This is a genomic window from Achromobacter sp. NFACC18-2, from assembly GCF_900108985.1.
In the GTDB taxonomy this organism is placed as follows: Bacteria; Pseudomonadota; Gammaproteobacteria; order Burkholderiales; family Burkholderiaceae_B; genus Achromobacter.
Window position 1 is genome coordinate 48349 of sequence record NZ_FNYM01000023.1, and the last position, 21969, is coordinate 70317.

Consider the following 21969-nt stretch of genomic DNA (forward strand, 5'->3'; position numbering starts at 1 on the left):
AACCGATCCCATTGTTAAAGCAAATGAAATTATCTTAGCAAAGCAAAGGTAATTATCTTTGCTCAGGAATAGTCGATCATACGTCCCACCCCTTTCGACGGAGAGTTTCCATGAACGACCAAGCCCCCCAGCGCGTTGCCCTCGTCACCGGCGGATCGCGCGGCATCGGCGCCGCCATCGTGCGGCGCCTGGCAAACGACGGCTTTGCCGTCGCCATCAACTGCGCCGCGAGCGAAGCCGAGGCGCAGGCCCTGGCCGCCGAGATCCGCCAGGCCGGCGGACGCGCCCTGGCCGTGCGCGCCGACGTATCCAAGGCGGCCGAGGTCCGCGCCCTGTTCGACGCCGTGCTGGCCGAATTCGGCCGGATCGATGTGCTGGTCAACAGCGCCGGCGTCCTGCAGGTGCTGCCACTGGCCGAGACCAGCGACGAGCTCTATGACAGGACCTTCGACATCAACACCCGCGGCACCTTCAATACGCTGCGCGAAGCCGCCACGCGATTGGCCGATGGCGGCAGTATCGTCAATGTGTCCAGCACCACCGTCGCGCTCAACCTGCCCGGCTACTCGGTCTACATCGCCAGCAAAGCCGCGGTCGAAAGCCTGACGCAGGTCTTCGCCAAGGAACTGCGCGGGCGCCAGATCCGCGTCAACGCGGTGGCGCCCGGCCCGGTCGCCACCGAGCTCTTCTTCAAGGGCAAGAGCCCCGAGCTCATCGAGCACTACACCAAGATGCCGCCCCTGGAACGCCTGGGCCAGCCGGATGATATTGCGGGCATCGTCTCGTTCCTGGCGGGGCCGGACAGCGGCTGGGTCAACGGGCAGATCGTGCGCGCCAACGGCGGCGTGGCCTGAGCAGGCGCCCGCGACGCGGCCTGGCCTATTTCGGCATCGCGTAGCCCAGGTCGCGCAGGTATTGGGTCACGACGGGCTGCCACTTCTGCGGTGAACGGGTAAACAGCAGATGGCCGTTGTTGCCATCGGGCCCCATCCCCATGAAGGTGGCGGCACCGCCCGCGGCGTTGTAGGCGTCCACCCACCGCGTGGGCCAGTCCGCCCCCCAGAAGAGGTCGTTCTCGGCGTAGATCCAGAGCGTGGGCAAGCGGGAAGTCTTGCCATAGGCCGCAAAGGTCTGCTGCAGGCGTTCGGGTCCGCAGGGTTGGCCCGGCGACTTGGCGTCCCCGCCCGCGCCCCCCGCGAAGTTGATGGCGGTACTGACGCCGGGCGGATTCTGCGCCGCCAATGCGATGACGGCGGCCCCGCCCACCGACTGGCCCACCAGCACGACGCGGGAGGGCTCCACGGCCGGGTGTTGCTGCAGCGCCTTGACCACCTGGCCGATCTGGCTGGCGACCCGGTCGAACATCGGCGTGAACTGCCGGTCGTCGCAAGGTCCGCTGTCTTCCAGGTCGGGGCCGCCCGTTTCTCCATAGCCCAGCCGCTGCGGCACGGCGACCACGAAGCCGGCGTCGGTGAAGAATTTGACCGCCTGCGGATACGGCGTGCGGTTCATCTTCGCCCGCTCTGCCGCGCTCGCGCCCCGGCCATGGTTGAGGACCAGCAGCGGATGCTTGCCCGCCGCCGCGGGCACATGCACGCTCACCACCAATTCCCCCGTGACGACGCCGCTGTCCGTGGGCACCGTTACGGGCACTTTCTGCACGCTTGTGCCGCCGCCCGTACCCGTTGATGTGGACGCACAAGCCGTAACCAGCCCGGCCAGGCAGACAAGCGCGAATCGTTCGAGCATGTTCATGTCGTTCCACCTTCTGGATAGGACCACCGTTCAGGGTGCGCAACACGTTACGCCCTCCATCTGGCCTGGACCAGTCGCACGCGCACGGGTGCGGACGGACGATTTCACGGCCCGCGCGGCGCGCTGGGACCGCAGAAGCAACGCAGACACAACGCAGACCCCTCATCCCTACGCATGAACGCGGCGCCCTTGCCGCTTGCGCGCGGCATCGCCCGGAACGCCGCGGATTTGCTGGCCCCCCTCATCCGTTCTACCCATGCGGCCATCCCCTGATGGGGTGAGGCGTCACCGCCAGTTTTGAAATTTTTGATTTGCGCGACCCGGACTTTGATTTACGGAAAAGTCTGGCCAGTTGGACGAGGTTTGCATGAGACGGACTCCGTAAGCCGTGGTTTAGCCTGACCCGGCAGTACTCCGACTCACCTTGATCGATTGGACGAAAGCAATGAATCAACTCATTCATCCGGACTGCCACCCCTTTACCGCAGCAGGCAATCTGAAGCAGATCTCCGCGTTCTACGAGGAGGGACGCCGTGTCATGTGGATGATGCTGCGCGCGCAACCGCGCCCGTGCTTTAACCATGAACTGATCGACGAGATCATGACCCTGGCGCGCGCCGCCAAGGATTCCGGCCTGCCCATCGACTTCTGGGTCACGGGCTCGCTGGTGCCGCAGATCTACAACGTCGGCGGCGACCTGAATTTCTTCGCCGAGGCCATCCGCACCGGCAAGCGCGAAGCGCTGCGGGCCTATGCCCGCGCCTGCGTCGACTGCGTGCACGCCGCGACGCGAGGTTTTGACACGGGCGCCATTTCGCTGGCCATGATCGAAGGCACCGCGCTGGGCGGCGGCTTCGAGGCCGCGCTGGCCCACCACTTCGTGCTGGCGCAGAACAATGCGCGCATGGGCTTTCCCGAGATGGCGTTCAACCTGTTCCCCGGCATGGGCGGCTATTCGCTGGTCGCGCGCCGCTCGGGCATGAAGCTGGCCGAAGAGCTGATCGGCACGGGCGAATCGCACACCGCCGAGTGGTTCCACGGCCGGGGCCTGGTGGACGTGCTGTTCGAGCCGGGCGAGGCCTACAAGGCCACCCGCACCTTCATCGACGTGATGCGGCCCAAGCTCAACGGCATGCGCGCCATGCTGCGCGCCCGCCAACGCGTGCTGAGCCTGACGCGCTCGGAGCTGATGGACATCACCGAGGACTGGGTGGAGGCTGCGTTCTCCATCGACCCGAAGGACCGCGCCTACATGGAGCGGCTGGTGATGGCGCAGAACCGCCGCACGGCGAGCAGTTCGGAGGCCACCGAAGTGGCGACCATGCACTGACCCGGCGATGCGTCGCCGGTTGCATCACGCGATGAGATGCAGCCGGCGGCGCTTGGCCAGCCAGGCGGTGAACTCCTCCGCGGGCATCGGCTTGGCGTACAGATAGCCCTGCTTGGCGTCCACGCCCAGGGTGTCCAGGAAAGCCGTTTCCTCCTGGGTCTCCACGCCCTCGGCGATGACCTTGAGCTCGAGCGTGCGCGCCACCGCGACGATGGCGCGCGCCAGCGCCTGCGACACCGGGTTCTCGTTCACGCCGCGAACGAAGCTGGCGTCGAGCTTGATCGCGTCCAGCGGAATGCGCGCAAGCTGCGACAGCGACGAGTAGCCGGTGCCGAAGTCGTCCAGGTGGACGCGGGCGCCGAGCTGGCGGAACTGCTTGATCAGTTCGATGGCGGCGTCTTCATCGTCGATCAGGCAGCTCTCGGTCAGTTCGATGTCGAGCAGGCAGGGATCGAGGTTCGCATCGTTGATGGCCCGCATGAAATCGCTGACCACGCCCTTGTCGTCGAGCTGGCGGGCGGACATGTTGATGGCGATGCGCAGGTTCAGGCCATCGCGCTTCCAGGCCGCCGCCTGCCGGGCGGCTTCGCGCATGACCCAGACGCCCAGCGGCGAAATGAGGCCTGATTCCTCGGCGTAGGGGATGAAGGTGTCGGGGCCCACCATGCCGCGCTCCGGCGAGCGCCAGCGCACCAGGGCCTCCACGCCGTCGACCTCGCCCGTGCGGCCCACCAGCTTGGGCTGGTAGTAGAGCATCAGGTGGTTCTCGGCCAGCGCCTTGCGCAGATTGGTGTCCAGCCAGACGTAGTCCGCGTTGCGGCGGTCCATCTCGCTCTGGAACACGCGGTACGTGTGGCGGCCCGCTTCCTTGGCGACATACATGGCGATGTCGGCGCTGCGCACCACGCTATCCAGGTCGGCCCCGTGGTCGGGATACATCGCAATGCCGATGGAGCAACTGGTGTAGACCTCGATGAGGCCCTGGCGGAAGGGCTCGCGCAACCGTTCGATGATGCGCTGCGCGGTGGCCTCGAGCTGCCAGGCCTGCGCCTCTTCCTGCAGGACGATGAATTCGTCGCCGCCCAGGCGGGCCAGGGTCTGGCCTTCGGACAGGCAGTTCGAAATGGCGACCGCCACCGCCTTGAGCAGCCGGTCGCCGAAGCCGTGGCCGTAGTGGTCGTTAATGCGCTTGAAATTGTCCAGGTCCAGGAACAGCACCCCGCCGCGCCCTTCCTTGCCGGCCGCCAGCGCGCCTTTGAGCCGCGAAGTGATCGCGTGGCGGTTGGGCAGGTTGGTCAGCATGTCGGTGTTGGCGAGCACGCGCAGGCGCTCCTGCGCCTGGCGTTCCTCGGTGATGTCGGTGCCCGAGCAGATCAGGTAGACCCGCTTTTCGCCGCTGCCGCTGGTGACGAACTTGTTGCGGAACAGGAACAGGCGCGGCCCCTTGACCGTGTTGATGGTGCGCTCGACCTCGTACGACTGGCCCCGCTTGTAGAACTCGGCGATATTGCGGCGCGACGCGACGGCCTCTTCGCGCGTCATGAACATATCGAAGACGCTGCGGCCCACGATGTCCTGTTCGCGCTTGCCGGTGTATTCCTCGCAGAGCTTGTTGAAGCGCTGCACGCGGCCGTTCTGGTCCACGATGGCGATGACCGAATTGGCTTCGGACACGACCGTTTCCGCGAACGACAGGCCTTCGACGAGGTCCTTGGCGACGGAATCGGTGTCGGTGTAGGCGGACGCGGTGCCGGCCCATTCGTTGGGGTTGATCTTGCGCCCGACCAGGTGCAGGTGCAGCAGGTCGCCATACAGCATGATGTCGATGCGCACGCTGGACGTGATGCCCGTCAGGCTGCGCACGGCATCGGCCTGGTCCGGACGCAAGGCCATCGCGATATTGGTGGCGCCTTTGACCGCGGCGAGCTCAATGGCATCGCTATCGGCGGACAAGCGCCAATATGGGCTATACGTACCGAAATGCGTATGCAGGATCGACTTTTCGTCCTGGTTCTCAGTCATTGGTATCCCCCCCGCCGTCCTAAGGCCCGCAAAGCACATTACGGGCTACTGAATTTGGGGTCAACCACCGAGCGGTGCGCCCCGAGGCGATTATTGCGATTTATTGCATAGCGGTCGGCTCGGGTATTGCAACTCTCTGAAATACAGGATTTGTCCCGGCGCACGGGCGGCGGACGGGGAATCGATTATTTCGGTTCTTTTCCGTTGCCATAAAAACGACAACGCCGGAAATCCGTGTCGGATCTCCGGCGCAAGGCGTATATGGCGCGCAACGCGCCGGACGGGGCGGCTTACTCGCCCTTCACGCCGGCTTCGTCGATCACCTTGGTCCAGCGGGCCACCTCGGCCGACACGCGCGCGCCGGCGTCGGCGGGCGTGGTCCAGGTGGCGACGGCGCCCTGGTTCAGCAGCGATGCCTTCACCTCGGGCTTGGCCAGGATCTTCTTGAGCTCGGCGTTGAGCCGCTCGATGACCGGCGCGGGGGTATTGGCGGGCGCCACGATGCCGAACATCGAGCTGACCTCGAAGTCCTTCAGGCCGGCTTCGGCCGCGGTGGGCACGTCGGGCAGCGCATCGACGCGCTGCGGCGAGGTCACCGCCAGCGCGCGCAGCTTGCCGGCCTTGATGTTGGCCTGCGCCGCGGGCACGGTCTCGATCATGCTGAGCACCTGTCCGCCCATCAGGTCGGTCATCGCGGGGCCGCTGCCCTTGTAGGGCACGTGCAGGATGTCGACGCCCGCGGTGCGCTTGAACATTTCGCCGGCCAGATGCTGCGGCGAACCGTTGCCGGCCGAGGCCATGGTCACGTAGCCGGGCTTGGACTTGGCCAGCGCGATGAATTCGGACAGCGTCTTGGCCTGCACCGAGGGATTCACCACGAATACCAGCGGCACCGTGCCCACGATGGCCACCGGCGCGAAGCTCTTTTCCACGTCGTAGGTGACGCGGCCGCGGTACAGCGCCGCGTTGATGGAGTGGCTGGTCAGCGCACCCATCAGCAGCGTGTAGCCGTCGGGCTGGGCCTTGGCCACCTGGTCGGCGCCGATGTTGCCGGCGGCGCCGGCCCGGTTTTCGACCACCACGGTCTGGCCCAGCGCGCCGGTCAGTTCCTGCGCGAGCACGCGGCCGATCACGTCGGTGGCGCCGCCGGGCGGATACGGCACGATCAGGCGCACGGGCTTGTCGGGATAGGCGTCGGCGGACAACGCCGGGGCGGACATGCCGGCGCACAGGGCCAGCAGGGAAAAGAGCACGGCGCGGCGCGGCCGCAGACGCAGGTCTGACATATCAGTCTCTCCAGCCGGGATGGGTATAGGAATGATCGGACGCCCGGTTCGTCAACCGCGCCAGTGTAGGGGGCCAAGCTTGATTGAAGAATCACCATTTTTCTATCGACTGATCTTCCAGACAGATCAATCACAACCCGCTGGATAAACCGCTTGCGGGCCTCGCCACGGGCTGGATATGATGTCGGCCCAGGATTATCAATAATATTATCGGGACTGAAAATGACGGACGAGACCAAGGGCGGCAAGCCCGCCAAGGGCCCCTTTGACAGCGACGGCGCCACCGCGCAGGGCGTCGCCCGCGGGCTCACGAACTACGGCGACAAGGGTTTTTCGCTGTTCCTGCGCAAGGCCTTCATCAAGGGCGCCGGCCTGTCGGACGACGCGCTGGCCCGTCCCATCATCGGCATCGTCAACACCGGCAGCAGCTACAACCCCTGCCACGGCAACGCCCCGCAGCTCATCGAGGCGGTCAAGCGCGGCGTCATGCTGGCGGGCGGCCTGCCGATGGACTTTCCGACCATCTCGGTGCACGAAAGCTTCTCGCAGCCCACCAGCATGTACCTGCGCAACCTGATGTCCATGGACACCGAGGAAATGATCCGCGCGCAGCCCATGGACGCGGTCGTGCTGATCGGCGGCTGCGACAAGACCGTGCCGGCGCAACTGATGGGCGCCGCCTCGGCCGGCGTGCCCGCCATCCAGCTCGTCACCGGCTCGATGCTGACCGGCTCGCACCGCGGCGAGCGCGTGGGCGCCTGCACCGACTGCCGCCGCTACTGGGGCCGCTACCGCGCCGAGGAAATCGACGCCGTCGAGATCGCCGACGTCAACAACCAGCTCGTCGCCAGCGTGGGCACCTGTTCCGTGATGGGCACGGCCAGCACCATGGCCTGCATCACCGAGGCCCTGGGCATGATGGTGGCGGGCGGCGCGTCCGCCCCGGCCGTCACCGCCGACCGCGTGCGCGTGGCCGAGCGCACCGGCGCCACGGCCGTCGCCATGGCGGCGTCGCGCCTGACGCCCGACCGGATCCTGACCGGCAAATCCATCGAGAACGCCCTGCGCGTGCTGCTCGCCATCGGCGGATCCACCAACGGCATCGTCCACCTGACCGCCATCGCCGGCCGCCTGGGCATCGACATCGACCTGGCGGGCCTGGACCGCATCAGCCGCGAGACGCCCGTGCTGGTCGACCTGAAGCCCTCGGGCCAGCACTATATGGAAGACTTCCACGACGCGGGCGGCATGCCCGCCCTGCTGCGCGAGCTGCGCCCCTTCCTGCACCTGGACGCGCTCACCGTGTCCGGCCGCACGCTGGGCGAAGAACTGCACGACGCGCCCCCGCCTTTCAAGCAGGACGTCATCCGCACCGCCGCCGCGCCCATCTATCCGGTGGGCGGCCTGGCCGTGCTGCGCGGCAACCTGGCCCCCGGCGGCGCCATCATCAAGCAGTCGGCGGCCAATCCCGACCTGATGGAGCACGAAGGCCGCGCCGTGGTGTTCGAGGACGCCGAGGACATGGCGCGCCGCATCGACGACGACGCGCTGGACGTGACCGCCGACGATATCCTGGTGCTCAAGCGCATCGGACCGACCGGCGCGCCGGGCATGCCCGAAGCGGGCTACATGCCCATCCCCAAGAAGTTGGCGCGCGCCGGCGTCAAGGACATGGTGCGGATCTCGGACGGCCGCATGAGCGGCACCGCGGCCGGGACCATCGTGCTGCACGTGACGCCCGAGGCCGCCATCGGCGGACCGCTGGCCTATGTGCAGAATGGCGACCGCATCCGCCTGTCGGTGGCCCGGCGCGAAATCGCGCTGCTGGTGGACGACGCCGAGCTGGCGCGCCGCACCGCGGCCCAGCCCATTACCCGGCCCGCCGCCGACCGCGGCTACCGCAAGCTGTTCCTGCAGTCCGTGACGCAAGCCGACCAGGGCGTCGACTTCGACTTCCTGCGCGCGGGCGTCACGCACGACACCGTTCCCAAGAAGTAAGCCATTCTCAGTAAGCCATTCTCGACACGCCCTGCCTCGCCATGAACGCCATCACGCCCGCCGCCCTGCAGGAACCCGCCGCCGACGCCGTCCAGGCGGCCGTGGCCGCGCTGGAAGAAGACATTGTCTTCGGCCGGCTGCACCCCCGCGAACGCCTGACCGAAGACGAGCTGATGGCCCGCTTCGGCATGAAGCGGCATGCGGTGCGCCAGGTGCTGGTCGACCTGGAATTGCTGGGCGTGGTCGAGAAAAAGCGCAACGTCGGCGCGGTGGTGCGCGCGTTTTCCGTGCGCGAGGTGATGGAGTTGTACGCCCTGCGCGAAGTGCTGGAAGTGCACGCCGCCCGCCAGATGCCGCTGCCCGTGCCCGAAGCGCGGCTGGCCGCGCTGGTGGCGGTGCAGCGCGAGCACGACGCGGCGGTGGCCGCGGGCGACGCGCGCCGCGTGTTCCGCAGCAACCAGCGCTTTCACCGCGAATTCTTCGGGCTGCTGGACAACGCGGTGCTGGGCCAGGCCATCGAGGAATACGCGCGCCGCACCCACCCGATCCGCTTCGGCTCGCTGGTGACGGCGGGCCATCGTGAACGCGCGCGCCAGGAGCACTGGACGATGATCCAGGCCTTGCGCGACGGCGACCGGCAGGCGCTGATGACGGTCTGCCGCGACCACCTGATCCCCTCGCGCGACGCCTATCTGGCGTCGCAGCAGGCGTACGCCCAGACCCACGGCGCGACCCTCGCCGCCAGCGCCGCCTCCTGACATCGGCGCAACGCCGCGCGCCCGCGCCGGCAACAATTTGACAAGACCCGCCCCGAATCGGTAATAATAACAATTACTATTTCCCGTAATTCGCATGAGCAGTTGGCCCGCCTCGGCCTGCGAGGCGCCGGCGGCTTGATCAAAAGGTTGGATCTTGAGTACGCCGGGATGCGCCTTCCCCTCCTCCATCGAAACGCTCTATAGCGACCACCACTCGTGGCTGCGCGGCTGGTTGCGCCGCCGCCTGGGCAACGCCGACCAGGCCGAAGACCTGGCCCACGACACCTTCATCCGCCTCTTGAGCAGCGAACGCGTGCCTGCCACGCTGGCCGAACCGCGCGCCTTCCTCACCACCGTTGCCCAGCATCTCGTGTCCAACCACTGGCGCCGCGAAAAGCTGGAGCGCGCGTACCTCGAGGCGCTGGCCCAGGCGCCGCAGGCGGTGTACTGGTCGCCCGAAGACCGGGCCATCGTGCTGGAAACGCTGCTGGAGCTGGACCGCCTGCTCGACGGCCTGCCGGCCCTGGTGCGGCGCGCCTTCCTGCTGTCGCAGCTGGAGGGACGCACCCATGCCCAGGTGGCCGAGACGCTGGGCATCTCGATCCCGACGGTCAAGCGTTACCTCGTCAAGGCCTTGCAGCGCTGCTGCTTTGCCGACCTTACCTTTACCCGATGAGCCGCATGGCCGCCTCGCCCTGGTACCGGAGCACGCGCGATGCCGGCGCCCTGTCGCCCGCCGTGGCGCAACGCGCGCTGGAATGGCTGGTGGAACTGCAGGGCGACGCGGTCGCGCCGGAGACGGTGCGCGAATGGGCGTCCTGGCGCGCCGCGCACCCGGACCATGAACGGGCCTGGCTGCGCATCGAATCCGTCCAGGGCACGCTGCAGCCGCTCGCCGGCGCGGCGGGCGCCGCCATCGCGCAGGCCGCGCTTGCCGCGCCCGCCTGTGCGCAGCGCCGGCGCGCGCTGAAGGCCGTGAGCGTCCTGGCGATCACGAGCGGCGCGGCCTGGGGCGTCGGCCAGGTCACGCCCTGGCGCGAATGGACATCGGACCACCGCACGGCCGTGGGCGAACGCCGCGGCCTGACCCTGCCGGACGGCACACGCGTCGTGCTGAACACGGACAGCGCCATCGACGTGCGCTACGACGCCCTGCAGCGCCGCGTGGCGCTCATCGCGGGCGAGATCCTGATCGCGACGGCACCCGACACGGCTGGGCCGGCGCGCCCCTTCCTCGTCGAAACCCCCCATGGCACGGCGCGCGCGCTGGGCACCGAATACACCGTGCGGCTGCTGGGCGCATCGACCGAGGTCAGCGTCTTCCAGGGCGCGGTCCAGATCCAGCCGCGCAACGACGCCAACCCCGGACTGACCCTGCAGGCGGGCCTGCGCGCGCATTATTGGGCGCGCGGCGTCGACCAGCCGGCCGCGGCCGAGGAAAACCAGATCGCCTGGAAGGACGGCTTCATCGTAGCGCGCGGCATGCGGCTCGATGACTTCATCGCCGAGCTGGGACGGTATTGCCGGGACACGCTCAGTTGCGATGCCGCCATCTCGGGTCTTCGGCTGTCGGGCTCGTTTCCCGTCAACGACGTGGACAAGGTGTTGGCCGCGCTCAGCGCCACCCTGAACATCCGCGTGCAAGCGGAAACCCGCCTGTGGCGCGGGCGGCGCCTGCACCTGATCGCCGGACCCGAGGCGGCACGCCCTTCGGCGCTGTTACAAAAAAGCTGATCCGTTTTGCGATCTGGGGGGTCATGACAGGTGAGCACACAGCAACCTCACCTCTCTGAAAGGCCAGTACATGACCCACGTCCGGGCGCCCAAGCGCCAGTCCCCTCGATTCCTGCGGCGCGCCGCCACGGCGCGCCTGGCCGGACGCATCGCCACCGCCTCGCTGCTGGCGGCGCCGGTCCTCGGCGTTCCAACCGCGGCCCACGCGCAGGCCGCCGCGACCCGCAGCTATGACATTCCCGCGGGCACGCTCGAGGACGCGCTGGGCCGCTACGGACGCGAAGCTGGCATCGTGCTGTCGTTCCGGCCCGATGTGACCGCCGGCCTGCAAAGCAACGGCCTGCGGGGCAACTACGGCGTGCGCGGCGGACTGGACGCGCTGCTGGCCGGCACCGGCATCCGGGTGCTGCCGCAGGCGAACGGCAGCTATGTGCTGGACCGTCCCGCGGGCGCGGGGATCGCGACCACGCAACTGCCCGCCGTGACGGTGACCGCCTCGGCCGCCGATCCCGCCCTGCCCGCGCCCTTTGCGGGCGGCCAGGTGGCGCGCGGCGGCGGCCTGGGCGTGCTGGGCACGGCCGACATCATGGACACACCGTTCAGCACCACCAATTACACCGCGCAGATGATCGAGAACCAGCAGGCCCGCACGCTGGCCGACGTGGTGATCAACGAGTCGTCGGTGCGCACCACGACCTCCAGCGGCGGCTTTTCCGACGAGTTCCAGATCCGCGGCTTTTCCGTGTCGGCCGGCGACGTGGGCCTGAACGGCCTGTACGGCCTGGCCTCCGCCAGCCGCATGCCCGCCGCCATGATGGAGCGCGTGGAAGTCCTGAAGGGCCCCGGCACGCTGATGAACGGCATCGGCCCCAGCGGCAGCATCGGCGGCGGCATCAACATCGTCACCAAGCGCGCGGGCGACGAGCCCCTGACCCGGCTGACCACCACGTACCAGAGCAAGTCGCAGCTGGGCGGCCAGCTCGACATGGGCCGGCGCTTTGGCGAGAACAACGAATGGGGCATCCGCGTCAACGGCGTGTACAACAACGGCGACACGACCATCGACGAGGGCAAGCAGGAGCAAGGCGTGGGCGCGCTGGCGCTGGACTATCGCGGCGCGCGGCTGCGCTGGTCGCTGGACGCCTACACGCAGCACGAGGACATCGACAATTTCCGGCCGCAGATCGGGTTCCAGTCGAACGTGACCTCGCTGCCGTCGCCGCCGTCGGGCCACCGCAATTTCTACCCTGGCACCGAGCTCACGCTCAACGATTCCACCGTCGCCACGCGTCTTGAATACGACATCAACGACCACCTGATGGTCTATGGCGCGACCGGCTACCGCTATGGCACCGCCGAGCAGACGTTCCCGTCCGGCCCCGCCGATGCGCTGGGCAACTTCACGGTGACGAACGCCTACTACGATTCGTACTCGCGCACCTGGACGGGCGACGTCGGCCTGCGCGCGCGCTTTGACACCTGGGGCGTCGGCCACACCCTGACCCTGTCCGCCACGCGCCTGGACCAGGAATCCGGCAACGCCTACGTCACGTCCGGCACCTCGGTGCCGTCCAGCATCTTCCGTCCCGCGCCGCTGCCCCCGGTCACCGCCGACCGCGGCGCGCCGCAGAAGGCGTCCAAGACCGAGCTGACCAGCTACACCCTGACCGACACGCTGTCCTTCGCCGACGACACCCTGCTGATCACGGGCGGCCTGCGCGACCAGCGCGTGGCCCTGGACAACTATTCGACGGCCACCGGCGCGCGCACCAGCTCGTATGACGAAAGCGCGATCTCCCCGGTCGCGGGCATCGTGTTCAAGCCCATTTCCAACGTCTCGCTGTACGGCAACTTCACCTCGGGCCTGACCCGCGGCGGCATCGCGCCGGCCACCGCGGCGAACGCCGGCCAGGTCTTCGCGCCGTACAAGTCCAAACAGTACGAAGCGGGCGTCAAGGTCGACTGGGGCAAGGTCATCACCAGCGCGTCGGTGTTCCAGATCACGCGTCCCAACTCGATGACCGACCCGGACACCCGGATCTACAGCTTCGACGGCGAACAGCGCAACCGCGGCCTGGAATTGTCGGCCTTCGGCGAAGCCATGCCGGGCCTGCGCATGATGGCCAGCGCCACGTTCTACGACGCGACGCTCAAGCGCACCGCGGGCGGGGTGAACGACGGCAACGAGGCCAACGGCGTGCCGAAGAACACCTTCAACCTGGGCGTGGACTGGGACACGCCGTGGGTGCGCGGCCTGAGCCTGAACGCGCGCGTGATCCACACCTCGTCGATGTATTTCAACGCGGCCAACACGCTGACCCTGCCCTCGTGGACCCGCTACGATATCGGCGCGCGCTACAACACCGAGATCCTGGGCCGCGCCGTGGTGTTCCGCGCCAACATCGAGAACCTTTTCAACAAGGACTACTGGCTGGCCAGCGGCTCCTACGCCACGGTCGCCGCGCCGCGCACGTTCCTGCTGTCGGCGCAGATCGACTTCTAGGCGCCACGGACCTCCAGCGGCGAACCGCGGCCGGCGCCGCGGATTGCCCAGCTTGCGCCAACGACAGCCGGCCCCTGCACAGGGGCCGGTTTTTCATTGGCGCGGCGGGGCCGCCACGTATTCCCGCAGGGTCTGCACCAGCGCCACGGCAGCGGGCGACAGGCTGCGGTTGCGCGCGGTCACCAGGCCGATGGAGCGCTCGGCCACCGGCCCGGTCAGGCGCCGCTGCACGATGCCGTTCTGCGCCACCGCCCCCGCCGCGATCTCGGGCAGCGCCGCGACCCCGAATCCGCATTCCACCATCGCCACGATGGTGGTCAGGTGCTCGGCCTCGAAGGCGGGCGCAAAGCGGATGCGGTTCTGCAGGAAAGCCCATTCCGTGTACTGGCGCACGCTGCTCGGATGCACCATGGACACGTGCTCGGCGCCCGCCGTATCGGCCCAGCGCAGCGGCCCCTTGGACCGCGCCAGCGGGTGCGCCTCGGGAATCAGCAGGATGAAACTGTCGGACATCAATGGCACGTAATGCAGGTCCGCATGCTGCGGATCGGCCGCGGTCAGCGCAAAGTCCACCTCGCCGGCGCGGACCAGGTCGAACGCCGGGCCGGACAGCGTATCGCGCACCTTGAGCGCGACGTGCGGATGCGCCTGGCGATAGGCCATCAGCACACGCGGCAGCAGCCGCGCCGCAAGGGACGGCAGCGCCGCCACCGACACCTGCCCCTGCTCCGCGCTGGAAATGCCGCCCACGGCGGCAATGGCGTCGCGAAACGCCGCCTGCAGGGTCGCGGCCTGCTGCAGGAAGACCTCGCCCGCGGCCGTCAGCCGCACCGTGCGCGTCGTGCGGTCGAACAGGCGCACGCCCAGCGCGTCCTCGATCCGCTGGACCTGCGTGGACAGCGCGGACTGCGACAGATGAAGCTGGCCGGCGGCCTGCCGGAAATTGAGGGTGCGTCCCAGCACCAGCGTCGTGTCGATGTCGCGCATCGACAGATTGATCTGCATGATTCGTCCCCCACCTCAAGCATGGATTTATTGATCTGATTGGCCGATCATTCTATTCAAAAATTCTGATTCATCAATCAACCGCGCTTCTCTACACTCGCCCCCAAGCAGGGTTTCAGAACCAGGAGAACAGCATGCAGAAGGACGCAAAGGCGCTGCCCAACCCGGGCGCGGCGCATGCGGTGGTGGTGGGCGGCGGCACGATGGGCGCCGATGTCGCGGTGGTGTTGACCCGCGCGGCCTGCCGCACGACCGTGATCGAATCGAATGCCGACAGGGCGGCCGGCCTGCCCGCGCGGGTGGCCGAAAACCTGAAGACCATCGGGCGCGAGGCGAACGCCGCACTTCTGGCCACCGCGCCCTCGCTGGACGAGGTGGACTGGTCCACAGTGGACCTGGTCATTGAATGCATCCCCGAGCGCCTGGACATCAAGCAGGCGCTGTTTGCCGACCTGGCGCGACGCGCCCGGCCCGACGCCATCCTGGCCAGCAACAGCTCCAGCTTTCCGATCAGCGCGATCAGCCAGGGCCTGGACATCCGGGGCCGCATGCTGGGCCTGCACTTCTTCATGCCGGCCCACCTGGTGCCGCTCGTCGAGGTGGTGCTGGGCGAGGCCAGCGACGACGCCTGCGCCGACACGCTGATCGCCTTCATGCGGCGCTGCGGCAGCGTGCCGGTCAAGGTGAAGCAGGACCTGCCGGGCTTTCTGGCGAACCGCCTGCAGCACGCGCTGTCGCGCGAGGCCTTCGACCTCATCGACCGCGGCATCGCGTCGCCGGAGGACGTGGACGCCGCCGTGCGTTTCGGTTTCGGCTTCCGGTTCCTGGCCGCGGGCCCCGTCATGCAGCGCGACCACGCCGGCATCGACGTGCACGCCGCGGCCGGCGCGACCATGTACCCGACGTTCTGCAACGCCGACCACCCGGCGCGCTGCCTGACCGAACGCGCGGCCGACGGCCGCCACGGCATGAAGACCGGCGAAGGCTTCTATGCCTGGACGCCGGAAACCATCGCGGCCGAACGCGCCCGCTACGACAGGCTGCTGCGCGCCGGCCTGGACCTGATCGCTCCCGAACTGCCGGAGATCCAGCCTTGAACGCTTCCGTCCCGCCGCGCACCGCGCTGGCCGATTCCCCCGTCATCATCACCGTCGCGCCCAACGGCGCCTACAAGAAGACCGCCGACCACCCGGCCGTGCCGCTGACCGCGGCCGCGCTGGCGTCGGAAGCGCGCGCCTGCCTGGAAGCCGGCGCCGCCATGATGCACATGCACGTCAGAAAGCCCGACGGCAGCCATCTGCTGGATGCGCAGGCCTATCGCGATGCGCTTGCCGCGGTGCATAAGGCGGTCGGCGACGAACTGCTGGTGCAGGTGACCAGCGAAGCCGCCGGCGTCTACCAGGCCGCCGAACAGATCGCGATGGTGCGCGAGCTGCAGCCCGAGGCCGTCTCCATCGGCCTGCGCGAGATTGCCGTGCCCGGCATTGCCGAGGCGGACCTCGCCGCGTTCTTCGCGTGGCTGGCCGAGCGCCGCGTGATGACGCAGATCATCCTGTACGACGACGCCGACGTGCGCCGCTGGCTGGCGCTGCGCGCGCGCGGGCTGGTGCCGCCCGGCGCGTGGTCGGTGCTGTTCGTGCTGGGCCGCTACAGCGCGGGCCAGACGTCGTCCGCCTACGACCTGCTGCCTTTTCTCGCGGCCTATGACCACGCGCTGCCCTGGGCCATCTGCGCCTTCGGCCCCGAGGAAAACGCCTGCGTCACGACCGCCGCGGCTTTCGGCGGCCATATGCGGGTCGGGTTCGAAAACAACCTGAAGCTGCGCGACGGCACGATCGCGCCGCACAATGCCGCGCTGGTGGCGCAGGCCGCACAGGGCGCGCGCGCGCTGGGCCGGCCGCTTGCCACCGCCGCCGACGCGCGGCGGATCTACGGGGCCATCGGCTGACCTGCCCGCCCTGTGACGCCGGGCGTTGCGCCCGCCCGGCGTCCCTGCGTCCATTTCCCTGCACCGGGCGCATTGCGCCGTGATGACAGTTTTTCGCTGTGCCGCAACATTGACGCTGCGCAAAGTCCTCTGCTAAAAGTTCCGCATCCGCACGTTCTTCGCAATACCCCTGAAAGTTCCAACTGAGAGGTGGTGTGTGCAAAACGAGTCTGATGGCTATACAAAAGCCCAGGAACTCCGAAGTTTCCTGTTCCTGGCGGCAGTCATGGCCCCGGTGTTGGCGGTTCTCATCGTGGCCGGCTACGGTTTTGCCGTCTGGATCTACCAGATGTTCGCAGGCCCCCCGGGAAGCTGATGCAGCCCCTGCGCCCCCCCTCCCCCCAAGCTCAGCCCTCCTCCGCATCCTGTAGCGCGGCGCCCGAGCTGCATATCGCCAGCATGGTGGTGCACGCCATGCCGCGCCGGCTGACCGACGTGCGCGCCGCGATCCAGGCGATCGCGGGCGCGGAAATCCATGGCGCTTCCGACACCGGCAAGCTGGTGGTCACCCTGGAAGCCTCCTCCACGGACGACATGATGGCGCAGATCTCCGCGATCCAGCGCCTGGATGGCGTACTGGCGTCGGCGCTGGTCTTCCAGGCCGCGGATACGCTGGACGCGATGAATCAGGAGATCGACGATGGCCATCGCCCGTAGGGAATTCATCAAGCAGTCCGCCGTTGCCGCCGCAGCCACCGTGGCCGGCATCCCGATCGTGGGCTACACGCAGAACATCGTCACCGAATCCGAGGCCGCCAAGCTGAAATGGTCCAAGGCGCCCTGTAGGTTCTGCGGGACCGGCTGCGGCGTGAACGTCGCGGTCAAGGACAACCAGGTCGTGGCCACGCACGGCGATTTCAATGCCGAGGTCAACAAAGGCCTGAACTGCGTGAAGGGCTATTTCCTGTCCAAGATCATGTACGGCAATGACCGGCTGACCACGCCGCTCTTGCGCATGAAGGACGGCAAGTACGCCAAGGACGGCGAATTCGCGCCCGTGTCCTGGGACACCGCGTTCGACGTGATGGCCGAGCAGTTCAAGCGGGTGCTGAAGGACAAGGGCCCCACCGCGGTCGGCATGTTCGGATCGGGCCAGTGGACCGTCTGGGAAGGCTATGCCGCGCTCAAGCTGATGAAGGCGGGCTTTCGGTCCAACAACCTGGATCCCAACGCGCGCCATTGCATGGCGTCCGCGGCAGTCGGCTTCATGCGCACCTTCGGGGCGGACGAGCCCATGGGCTGTTACGACGACATCGAGAACGCCGACGCCTTCGTGCTGTGGGGTTCGAACATGGCCGAGATGCACCCCATTCTGTGGACGCGTGTGACGGACCGGCGGCTGTCCGCGCCCAAGACCAAGGTGGCGGTGCTGTCCACCTTCGAGCACCGCTCGTATGAGCTGGCCGACCTGACGCTGACCTTCACCCCCCAGACCGACCTGGCGATCCTGAACTACATCGCCAACCACATCATCCAGACCAAGCGGGTGAACCGCGAATTCGTGGCCAAGCACACCGTGTTCCGCGAAGGCAACACCGACATCGGCTACGGACTGCGTCCGGACCATCCCCTGCAGAAGGCGGCCAAGAACGCCGACAAGGCGGGCGGGTCCAAGCCGATCACCTACGAGGAATTCGCCAAGTTCGTCTCCAGTTACGACCTGGACTACACCGCCAAGCTGACGGGCGTGCCGAAGAAGCAGCTCCAGGACCTGGCCGAGCTCTACGCGGACCCCAAGGTGCGCGTCACCTCGTTCTGGACCATGGGGTTCAACCAGCACACCCGCGGCGTGTGGGCCAACAACATGGTCTACAACATCCACCTGCTGACGGGCAAGATCTCGACGCCGGGCAACAGCCCGTTCTCGCTGACCGGCCAGCCCTCGGCCTGCGGCACGGCGCGCGAGGTCGGGACGTTCTCACACCGCCTGCCCGCCGACCTGGTCGTCACCAATCCCAAGCACCGCGCGCATGCCGAAGAGATCTGGCAACTGCCCGCGGGCACCATCCCCGACAAGGTCGGCGCCCATGCCGTGCTGCAGAACCGCATGCTCAAGGACGGCAAGATCAACGCCTATTGGGTGATGGTCAACAACAACATGCAGGCGGCCGCGAACCTCATGAACGAAGGGTTGCCGGGCTATCGCAATCCCGACAACTTCATCGTGGTGTCGGACGCCTACCCCACCGTCACGACCATTTCGGCCGACCTGATCCTGCCGGCCGCCATGTGGGTGGAAAAGGAAGGCGCCTACGGCAACGCCGAACGCCGCACCCAGTTCTGGCATCAGCTCGTCAATGCGCCAGGCGACGCGCGCTCGGACCTGTGGCAGTTGATGGAGTTCTCCAAGCGCTTCAAGGTCGAGGAAGTGTGGCCGGCCGACCTGCTGGCCAAGAAGCCCGAGTACCGGGGCAAGACCCTGTTCGACGTGCTGTTCGCCAATGGCAAGGTCAACAAGTTCCCCAATACCGAGCTCAACGCCGACTATGAGAATCAAGAGGCCAAGGCCTTCGGCTTCTATGCGCAAAAGGGCCTGTTCGAGGAATACGCGGAGTTCGGCCGCGGCCACGGCCACGACCTTGCGCCCTTCGACACGTACCACGAGGTCCGCGGCCTGCGCTGGCCCGTGGTCAACGGCAAGGAGACGCTCTGGCGCTACCGCGAAGGCAGCGACCCCTACGTGAAGGCGGGCGCGGGGTTCGAGTTCTATGGCAACCCGGACGGCCGCGCCGTGATCTACGCCTTGCCCTACGAGCCGCCCCCGGAGTCGCCGGACGAGGAATATCCGTTCTGGCTGTCCACCGGCCGGGTCCTGGAGCACTGGCATTCGGGATCGATGACGCGGCGCGTTCCCGAACTGTACAAGGCGTTTCCCAATGCGGTCTGTTTCATGCACCCGGACGACGCCCAGGCCATGGGACTGCGCCGGGGCGTGGAGGTCGAAGTCGTCTCGCGGCGCGGCCGGATGCGCACGCGGCTGGAAACGCGGGGACGCGACAAGCCGCCGCGCGGCCTGGTCTTCGTGCCCTGGTTCGACGCCGGACAGCTCATCAACAAGGTCACCCTGGACGCCACCGATCCGATCTCGTTCCAGACCGACTTCAAGAAATGCGCCGTAAAGATCGTCAAGGTCTGAGCCCGGGAGACAGCCATGAAGAATCGCGTCACCGCAATCGCGCTTTGCGCCCTGCTCGGCTCGGCCGCCTGGGCGGCCCCGCCCTTCGAGGTGGTGGATCCGATGCGCGGCCCCACGCCCGTGGCGGACGAGACCGACCCGCCGCTCATCAGCCCCATCGAGAACAAGGACATCAAGCGGATGCGCACGTACTCCATGCAGCCGCCCACCATCCCGCACAAGATCGATGGCTATCAGATCGACAAGAACTTCAATCGCTGCCTGACCTGCCACGCGCGCGTCAACACGGAAGAGACGCAGGCCCCGCCGCTCAGCGTCACGCACTACATGGACCGCGACAGCAACGTGCTGGCCGAGGTGTCGCCGCGGCGCTATTTCTGTGTGCAATGCCACGTGCCGCAGGCCGAAGCCAAGCCGCTCGTGGCCAATGACTACCAGGACATCGACGTGATCCTCAAGCGCCTGACCGCTCCGGCGTCCGACAAGAAGTAAGGGACAGGAGCCCGTCATGGTCAAGCTCATCAAGCGATACTGGAACATCATCCGCCGGCCCAGCGTGCATTTCAGCCTGGGGTTTCTGACCGTGGGCGGATTCATTGGCGGCATCCTGTTCTGGGGCGCGTTCAACACCGCCATGGAGCTGACGAACACCGAGAAGTTCTGCACCGGCTGCCACGAAATGCGCGACAACGTCTACGCGGAACTCAAGGGCACCATCCACTTCACCAACCGCTCGGGGGTGCGGGCGCTGTGTTCGGACTGCCACGTGCCGCACAACTGGACCGACAAGATCGCGCGCAAGATGCAGGCGTCCAAAGAGGTCTGGGGCAAGATCTTCGGCACCATCGACACGCGCGAGAAGTTCGTCGACAAGCGGCTGGAGCTGGCCCAGCACGAGTGGGCGCGCTTCAAGGCGAACGACTCGCTGGAATGCCGCAACTGCCACAACTACGAATACATGGACTTCACCCGCCAGAGCGTGCGGGCGCAGAACATGCATTCCACGTACCTGGCCGACAAGTCCAAGACCTGCATCGACTGCCACAAGGGCATCGCCCACACGCTGCCGCACATTCCGCCTGGCCAGACCTCCCAAGCGACGCCGCCGGCCAGGGCGTCCCAAGAGGTGGCCAATGCGGCCCGCTGACGCGCCGTCCCCGGTGCTCTGCGCGCGCGGACTGGTCAGCCGGCGCGGCGTACCGGGCGGGCCTGCCCCCCTGGATTTCGACCTGCACGCCGGCCAGTTGCTGAACGTGCAGGGGGCCAACGGCAGCGGCAAGACCAGCCTGCTGCGCATGCTGGCGGGCCTGCTGCGGCCGCTGGCGGGCGCCGTGTTCAACGCGGACGGCGACGTCCGGCGCGATCCGGCCGCGCACTACGCGCGCACCGCCTACCTGGGCCATGGCAACGGCCTGTCCGGCGACCTGACCGCGCTGGAGAACCTGCGTTGCGCCCTGCACGTGGCCGGCACGCCGCACGCCGACGCCGCGATCGCCGCCTGCCTGCGCACGTGGCGGCTGGACGCCTGCCTGCATGCGCCCGCCGCCCGGCTGTCGCAGGGCCAAGGCCGCCGCCTGGCGCTGGCTGCCGTGGTGCTGGGGGCCAAGCCCCTGTGGCTGCTGGACGAGCCCGACGCGGGCCTGGACGCAGCCAGCCTGGAGCAACTGCGGCAGGCCCTGGAGGCGCACCTGGCGGCGGGCGGCGCGGCTGTCGTCGCCTCGCACCGGGCGCCGGCCACCTGCGCCTCCCATACCCAAACCCTGAACATGGATGACTACGCGGATGCTGGCTACGCTGTCTCAGTTGGCGCTGCGTGAGATCCGGCTGGCCTGGCGGCGACCGGCCGACACGCTGGGCGCGACGCTGTTCTTCATCGTCACGGGTTCCCTGTTCCCGCTGGCGGTAGGGCCCGAGCCCGCGCTGCTGCTGGCGATGGGACCGGGCGTGCTGTGGGTCTGCGCCTTGCTCGGCATCCTGCTCAGCCTGCAGCGCCCCTTTGCGCAGGACTACGACAGCGGCGCGTTGGAACAGTTGCTGGTGTCGCCGCATCCGCTGCCGCTGCTGGTGGGCGTGAAGCTGGGCGCGCACTGGTTCAGCACCTGCCTGCCGCTCATTCTTGCCAGCCCGGTGCTGGCCCTGCAGTTCGGCCTGGCGCCGCACGCCATCGGCATCCTTGTGCTGTCCCTGCTGCTGGGAACGCCCACGCTGGCGCTGGTGGGCGGCCTGGGCGCGGCGTTGACGCTGGGACTGCGCGGCGGCGCGCTGCTGCCGCTCGTGGTGCTGCCGTTGTACGTGCCGGTGCTGATCTTCGGCGCGGGCGCCGTGTCGGCCACGCACGCCGGTTTGAGCGCGGGACCGCAGCTCTCGTTGCTGGGCGCGGGCCTGTGCCTGGCGATCCTGCTCTGCCCCTGGAGCGCATCGGCGGCGCTGCGCGTGGCGCTGGACTGAGGGTTCC

At 67.8% G+C, this 21969-nt stretch carries 20 protein-coding genes; 16 read left to right on the forward strand and 4 right to left on the reverse strand.

Features of this window, described 5'->3' with window-relative positions; translation table 11 throughout:
- The first annotated feature begins 110 nt into the window (after positions 1–110).
- On the forward strand, positions 111–854 hold the full coding sequence (locus BMW75_RS26655) for an SDR family oxidoreductase (protein ID WP_092582548.1): 744 nt from the start codon (positions 111–113) through the stop codon (positions 852–854).
- A gap of 25 nt (positions 855–879) precedes the next feature.
- Here the strand turns inward: BMW75_RS26655 and BMW75_RS26660 are convergent, their stop codons facing one another.
- Positions 880–1662, reverse strand: a complete 783-nt coding sequence (locus BMW75_RS26660; protein ID WP_175493277.1) for a dienelactone hydrolase family protein — start codon at positions 1660–1662, stop codon at positions 880–882.
- A gap of 538 nt (positions 1663–2200) precedes the next feature.
- Between BMW75_RS26660 and BMW75_RS26665 the strand changes: the two genes are divergently transcribed.
- Positions 2201–3085: a crotonase/enoyl-CoA hydratase family protein gene (locus BMW75_RS26665; protein ID WP_092582550.1), complete on the forward strand. Its 885-nt coding sequence runs from the start codon at positions 2201–2203 to the stop codon at positions 3083–3085.
- Between the two features lie 24 nt (positions 3086–3109).
- On the opposite strand, the gene pdeR is transcribed toward BMW75_RS26665, so the two are convergent.
- The gene (pdeR, locus tag BMW75_RS26670) at positions 3110–5107 is read right to left on the reverse strand and encodes a cyclic di-GMP phosphodiesterase (RefSeq protein ID WP_076521506.1); all 1998 of its coding nucleotides are present in this window, start codon (positions 5105–5107) and stop codon (positions 3110–3112) included.
- Positions 5108–5397: 290 nt separating this feature from the next.
- Positions 5398–6393 carry a Bug family tripartite tricarboxylate transporter substrate binding protein gene (locus BMW75_RS26675; protein WP_076521507.1) on the reverse strand — a complete coding sequence of 332 codons (996 nt, stop codon included), beginning with the start codon at positions 6391–6393 and terminating at the stop codon, positions 5398–5400.
- 222 nt (positions 6394–6615) lie between these two features.
- Between BMW75_RS26675 and BMW75_RS26680 the strand changes: the two genes are divergently transcribed.
- The 5 genes from BMW75_RS26680 to BMW75_RS26700 all read left to right on the forward strand — a co-directional run bounded on the left by BMW75_RS26680 (position 6616) and on the right by BMW75_RS26700 (position 13386).
- Positions 6616–8391 (forward strand): IlvD/Edd family dehydratase, encoded by a 1776-nt coding sequence (locus tag BMW75_RS26680; RefSeq protein ID WP_092582551.1) that lies wholly within the window; start codon positions 6616–6618, stop codon positions 8389–8391.
- Positions 8392–8432: 41 nt separating this feature from the next.
- On the forward strand, positions 8433–9149 hold the full coding sequence (locus tag BMW75_RS26685; protein ID WP_092582552.1) for a GntR family transcriptional regulator: 717 nt from the start codon (positions 8433–8435) through the stop codon (positions 9147–9149).
- Between the two features lie 154 nt (positions 9150–9303).
- Positions 9304–9825 carry a sigma-70 family RNA polymerase sigma factor gene (locus tag BMW75_RS26690; RefSeq protein WP_092582553.1) on the forward strand — a complete coding sequence of 174 codons (522 nt, stop codon included), beginning with the start codon at positions 9304–9306 and terminating at the stop codon, positions 9823–9825.
- A gap of 5 nt (positions 9826–9830) precedes the next feature.
- Entirely contained in the window at positions 9831–10883 is a 1053-nt protein-coding gene (locus BMW75_RS26695; RefSeq protein WP_092582554.1) for a FecR family protein, read from the forward strand.
- A gap of 70 nt (positions 10884–10953) precedes the next feature.
- Positions 10954–13386: a TonB-dependent receptor gene (locus BMW75_RS26700; RefSeq protein ID WP_175493278.1), complete on the forward strand. Its 2433-nt coding sequence runs from the start codon at positions 10954–10956 to the stop codon at positions 13384–13386.
- Positions 13387–13479: 93 nt separating this feature from the next.
- Here the strand turns inward: BMW75_RS26700 and BMW75_RS26705 are convergent, their stop codons facing one another.
- Entirely contained in the window at positions 13480–14391 is a 912-nt protein-coding gene (locus BMW75_RS26705) for a LysR family transcriptional regulator (protein WP_092582555.1), read from the reverse strand.
- Positions 14392–14525: 134 nt separating this feature from the next.
- Here BMW75_RS26705 and BMW75_RS26710 point away from each other — a divergent pair, with 134 nt between their 5' ends.
- The 9 genes from BMW75_RS26710 to ccmB all read left to right on the forward strand — a co-directional run bounded on the left by BMW75_RS26710 (position 14526) and on the right by ccmB (position 21962).
- On the forward strand, positions 14526–15488 hold the full coding sequence (locus tag BMW75_RS26710; protein ID WP_092582556.1) for a 3-hydroxyacyl-CoA dehydrogenase family protein: 963 nt from the start codon (positions 14526–14528) through the stop codon (positions 15486–15488).
- Positions 15485–16339, forward strand: a complete 855-nt coding sequence (locus tag BMW75_RS26715; RefSeq protein WP_092582557.1) for a beta-keto acid cleavage family enzyme — start codon at positions 15485–15487, stop codon at positions 16337–16339. Before BMW75_RS26710 ends, BMW75_RS26715 begins: the two co-directional genes overlap by 4 nt.
- Before the next feature lie 196 nt (positions 16340–16535).
- Positions 16536–16694 (forward strand): periplasmic nitrate reductase, NapE protein, encoded by a 159-nt coding sequence (napE, locus tag BMW75_RS26720; RefSeq protein ID WP_076521519.1) that lies wholly within the window; start codon positions 16536–16538, stop codon positions 16692–16694.
- Entirely contained in the window at positions 16694–17035 is a 342-nt protein-coding gene (locus BMW75_RS26725) for a chaperone NapD (RefSeq protein WP_092582558.1), read from the forward strand. Before napE ends, BMW75_RS26725 begins: the two co-directional genes overlap by 1 nt.
- The gene (napA, locus tag BMW75_RS26730) at positions 17019–19514 is read left to right on the forward strand and encodes a periplasmic nitrate reductase subunit alpha (protein WP_092582559.1); all 2496 of its coding nucleotides are present in this window, start codon (positions 17019–17021) and stop codon (positions 19512–19514) included. The genes BMW75_RS26725 and napA overlap by 17 nt, the downstream gene beginning before the upstream one ends.
- Before the next feature lie 15 nt (positions 19515–19529).
- Complete coding sequence (locus tag BMW75_RS26735) at positions 19530–20006, forward strand: nitrate reductase cytochrome c-type subunit (protein ID WP_076521524.1); 477 nt, start codon at positions 19530–19532, stop codon at positions 20004–20006.
- A gap of 16 nt (positions 20007–20022) precedes the next feature.
- A complete protein-coding gene (locus BMW75_RS26740) occupies positions 20023–20661 on the forward strand; it encodes a cytochrome c3 family protein (protein ID WP_076521526.1) in 639 nt (212 codons plus the stop codon).
- Positions 20648–21331 (forward strand): heme ABC exporter ATP-binding protein CcmA, encoded by a 684-nt coding sequence (ccmA, locus tag BMW75_RS26745; RefSeq protein ID WP_092582560.1) that lies wholly within the window; start codon positions 20648–20650, stop codon positions 21329–21331. Before BMW75_RS26740 ends, ccmA begins: the two co-directional genes overlap by 14 nt.
- Positions 21297–21962 (forward strand): heme exporter protein CcmB, encoded by a 666-nt coding sequence (gene ccmB, locus BMW75_RS26750; RefSeq protein WP_076521529.1) that lies wholly within the window; start codon positions 21297–21299, stop codon positions 21960–21962. The genes ccmA and ccmB overlap by 35 nt, the downstream gene beginning before the upstream one ends.
- The last annotated feature ends 7 nt before the right edge of the window (positions 21963–21969 follow it).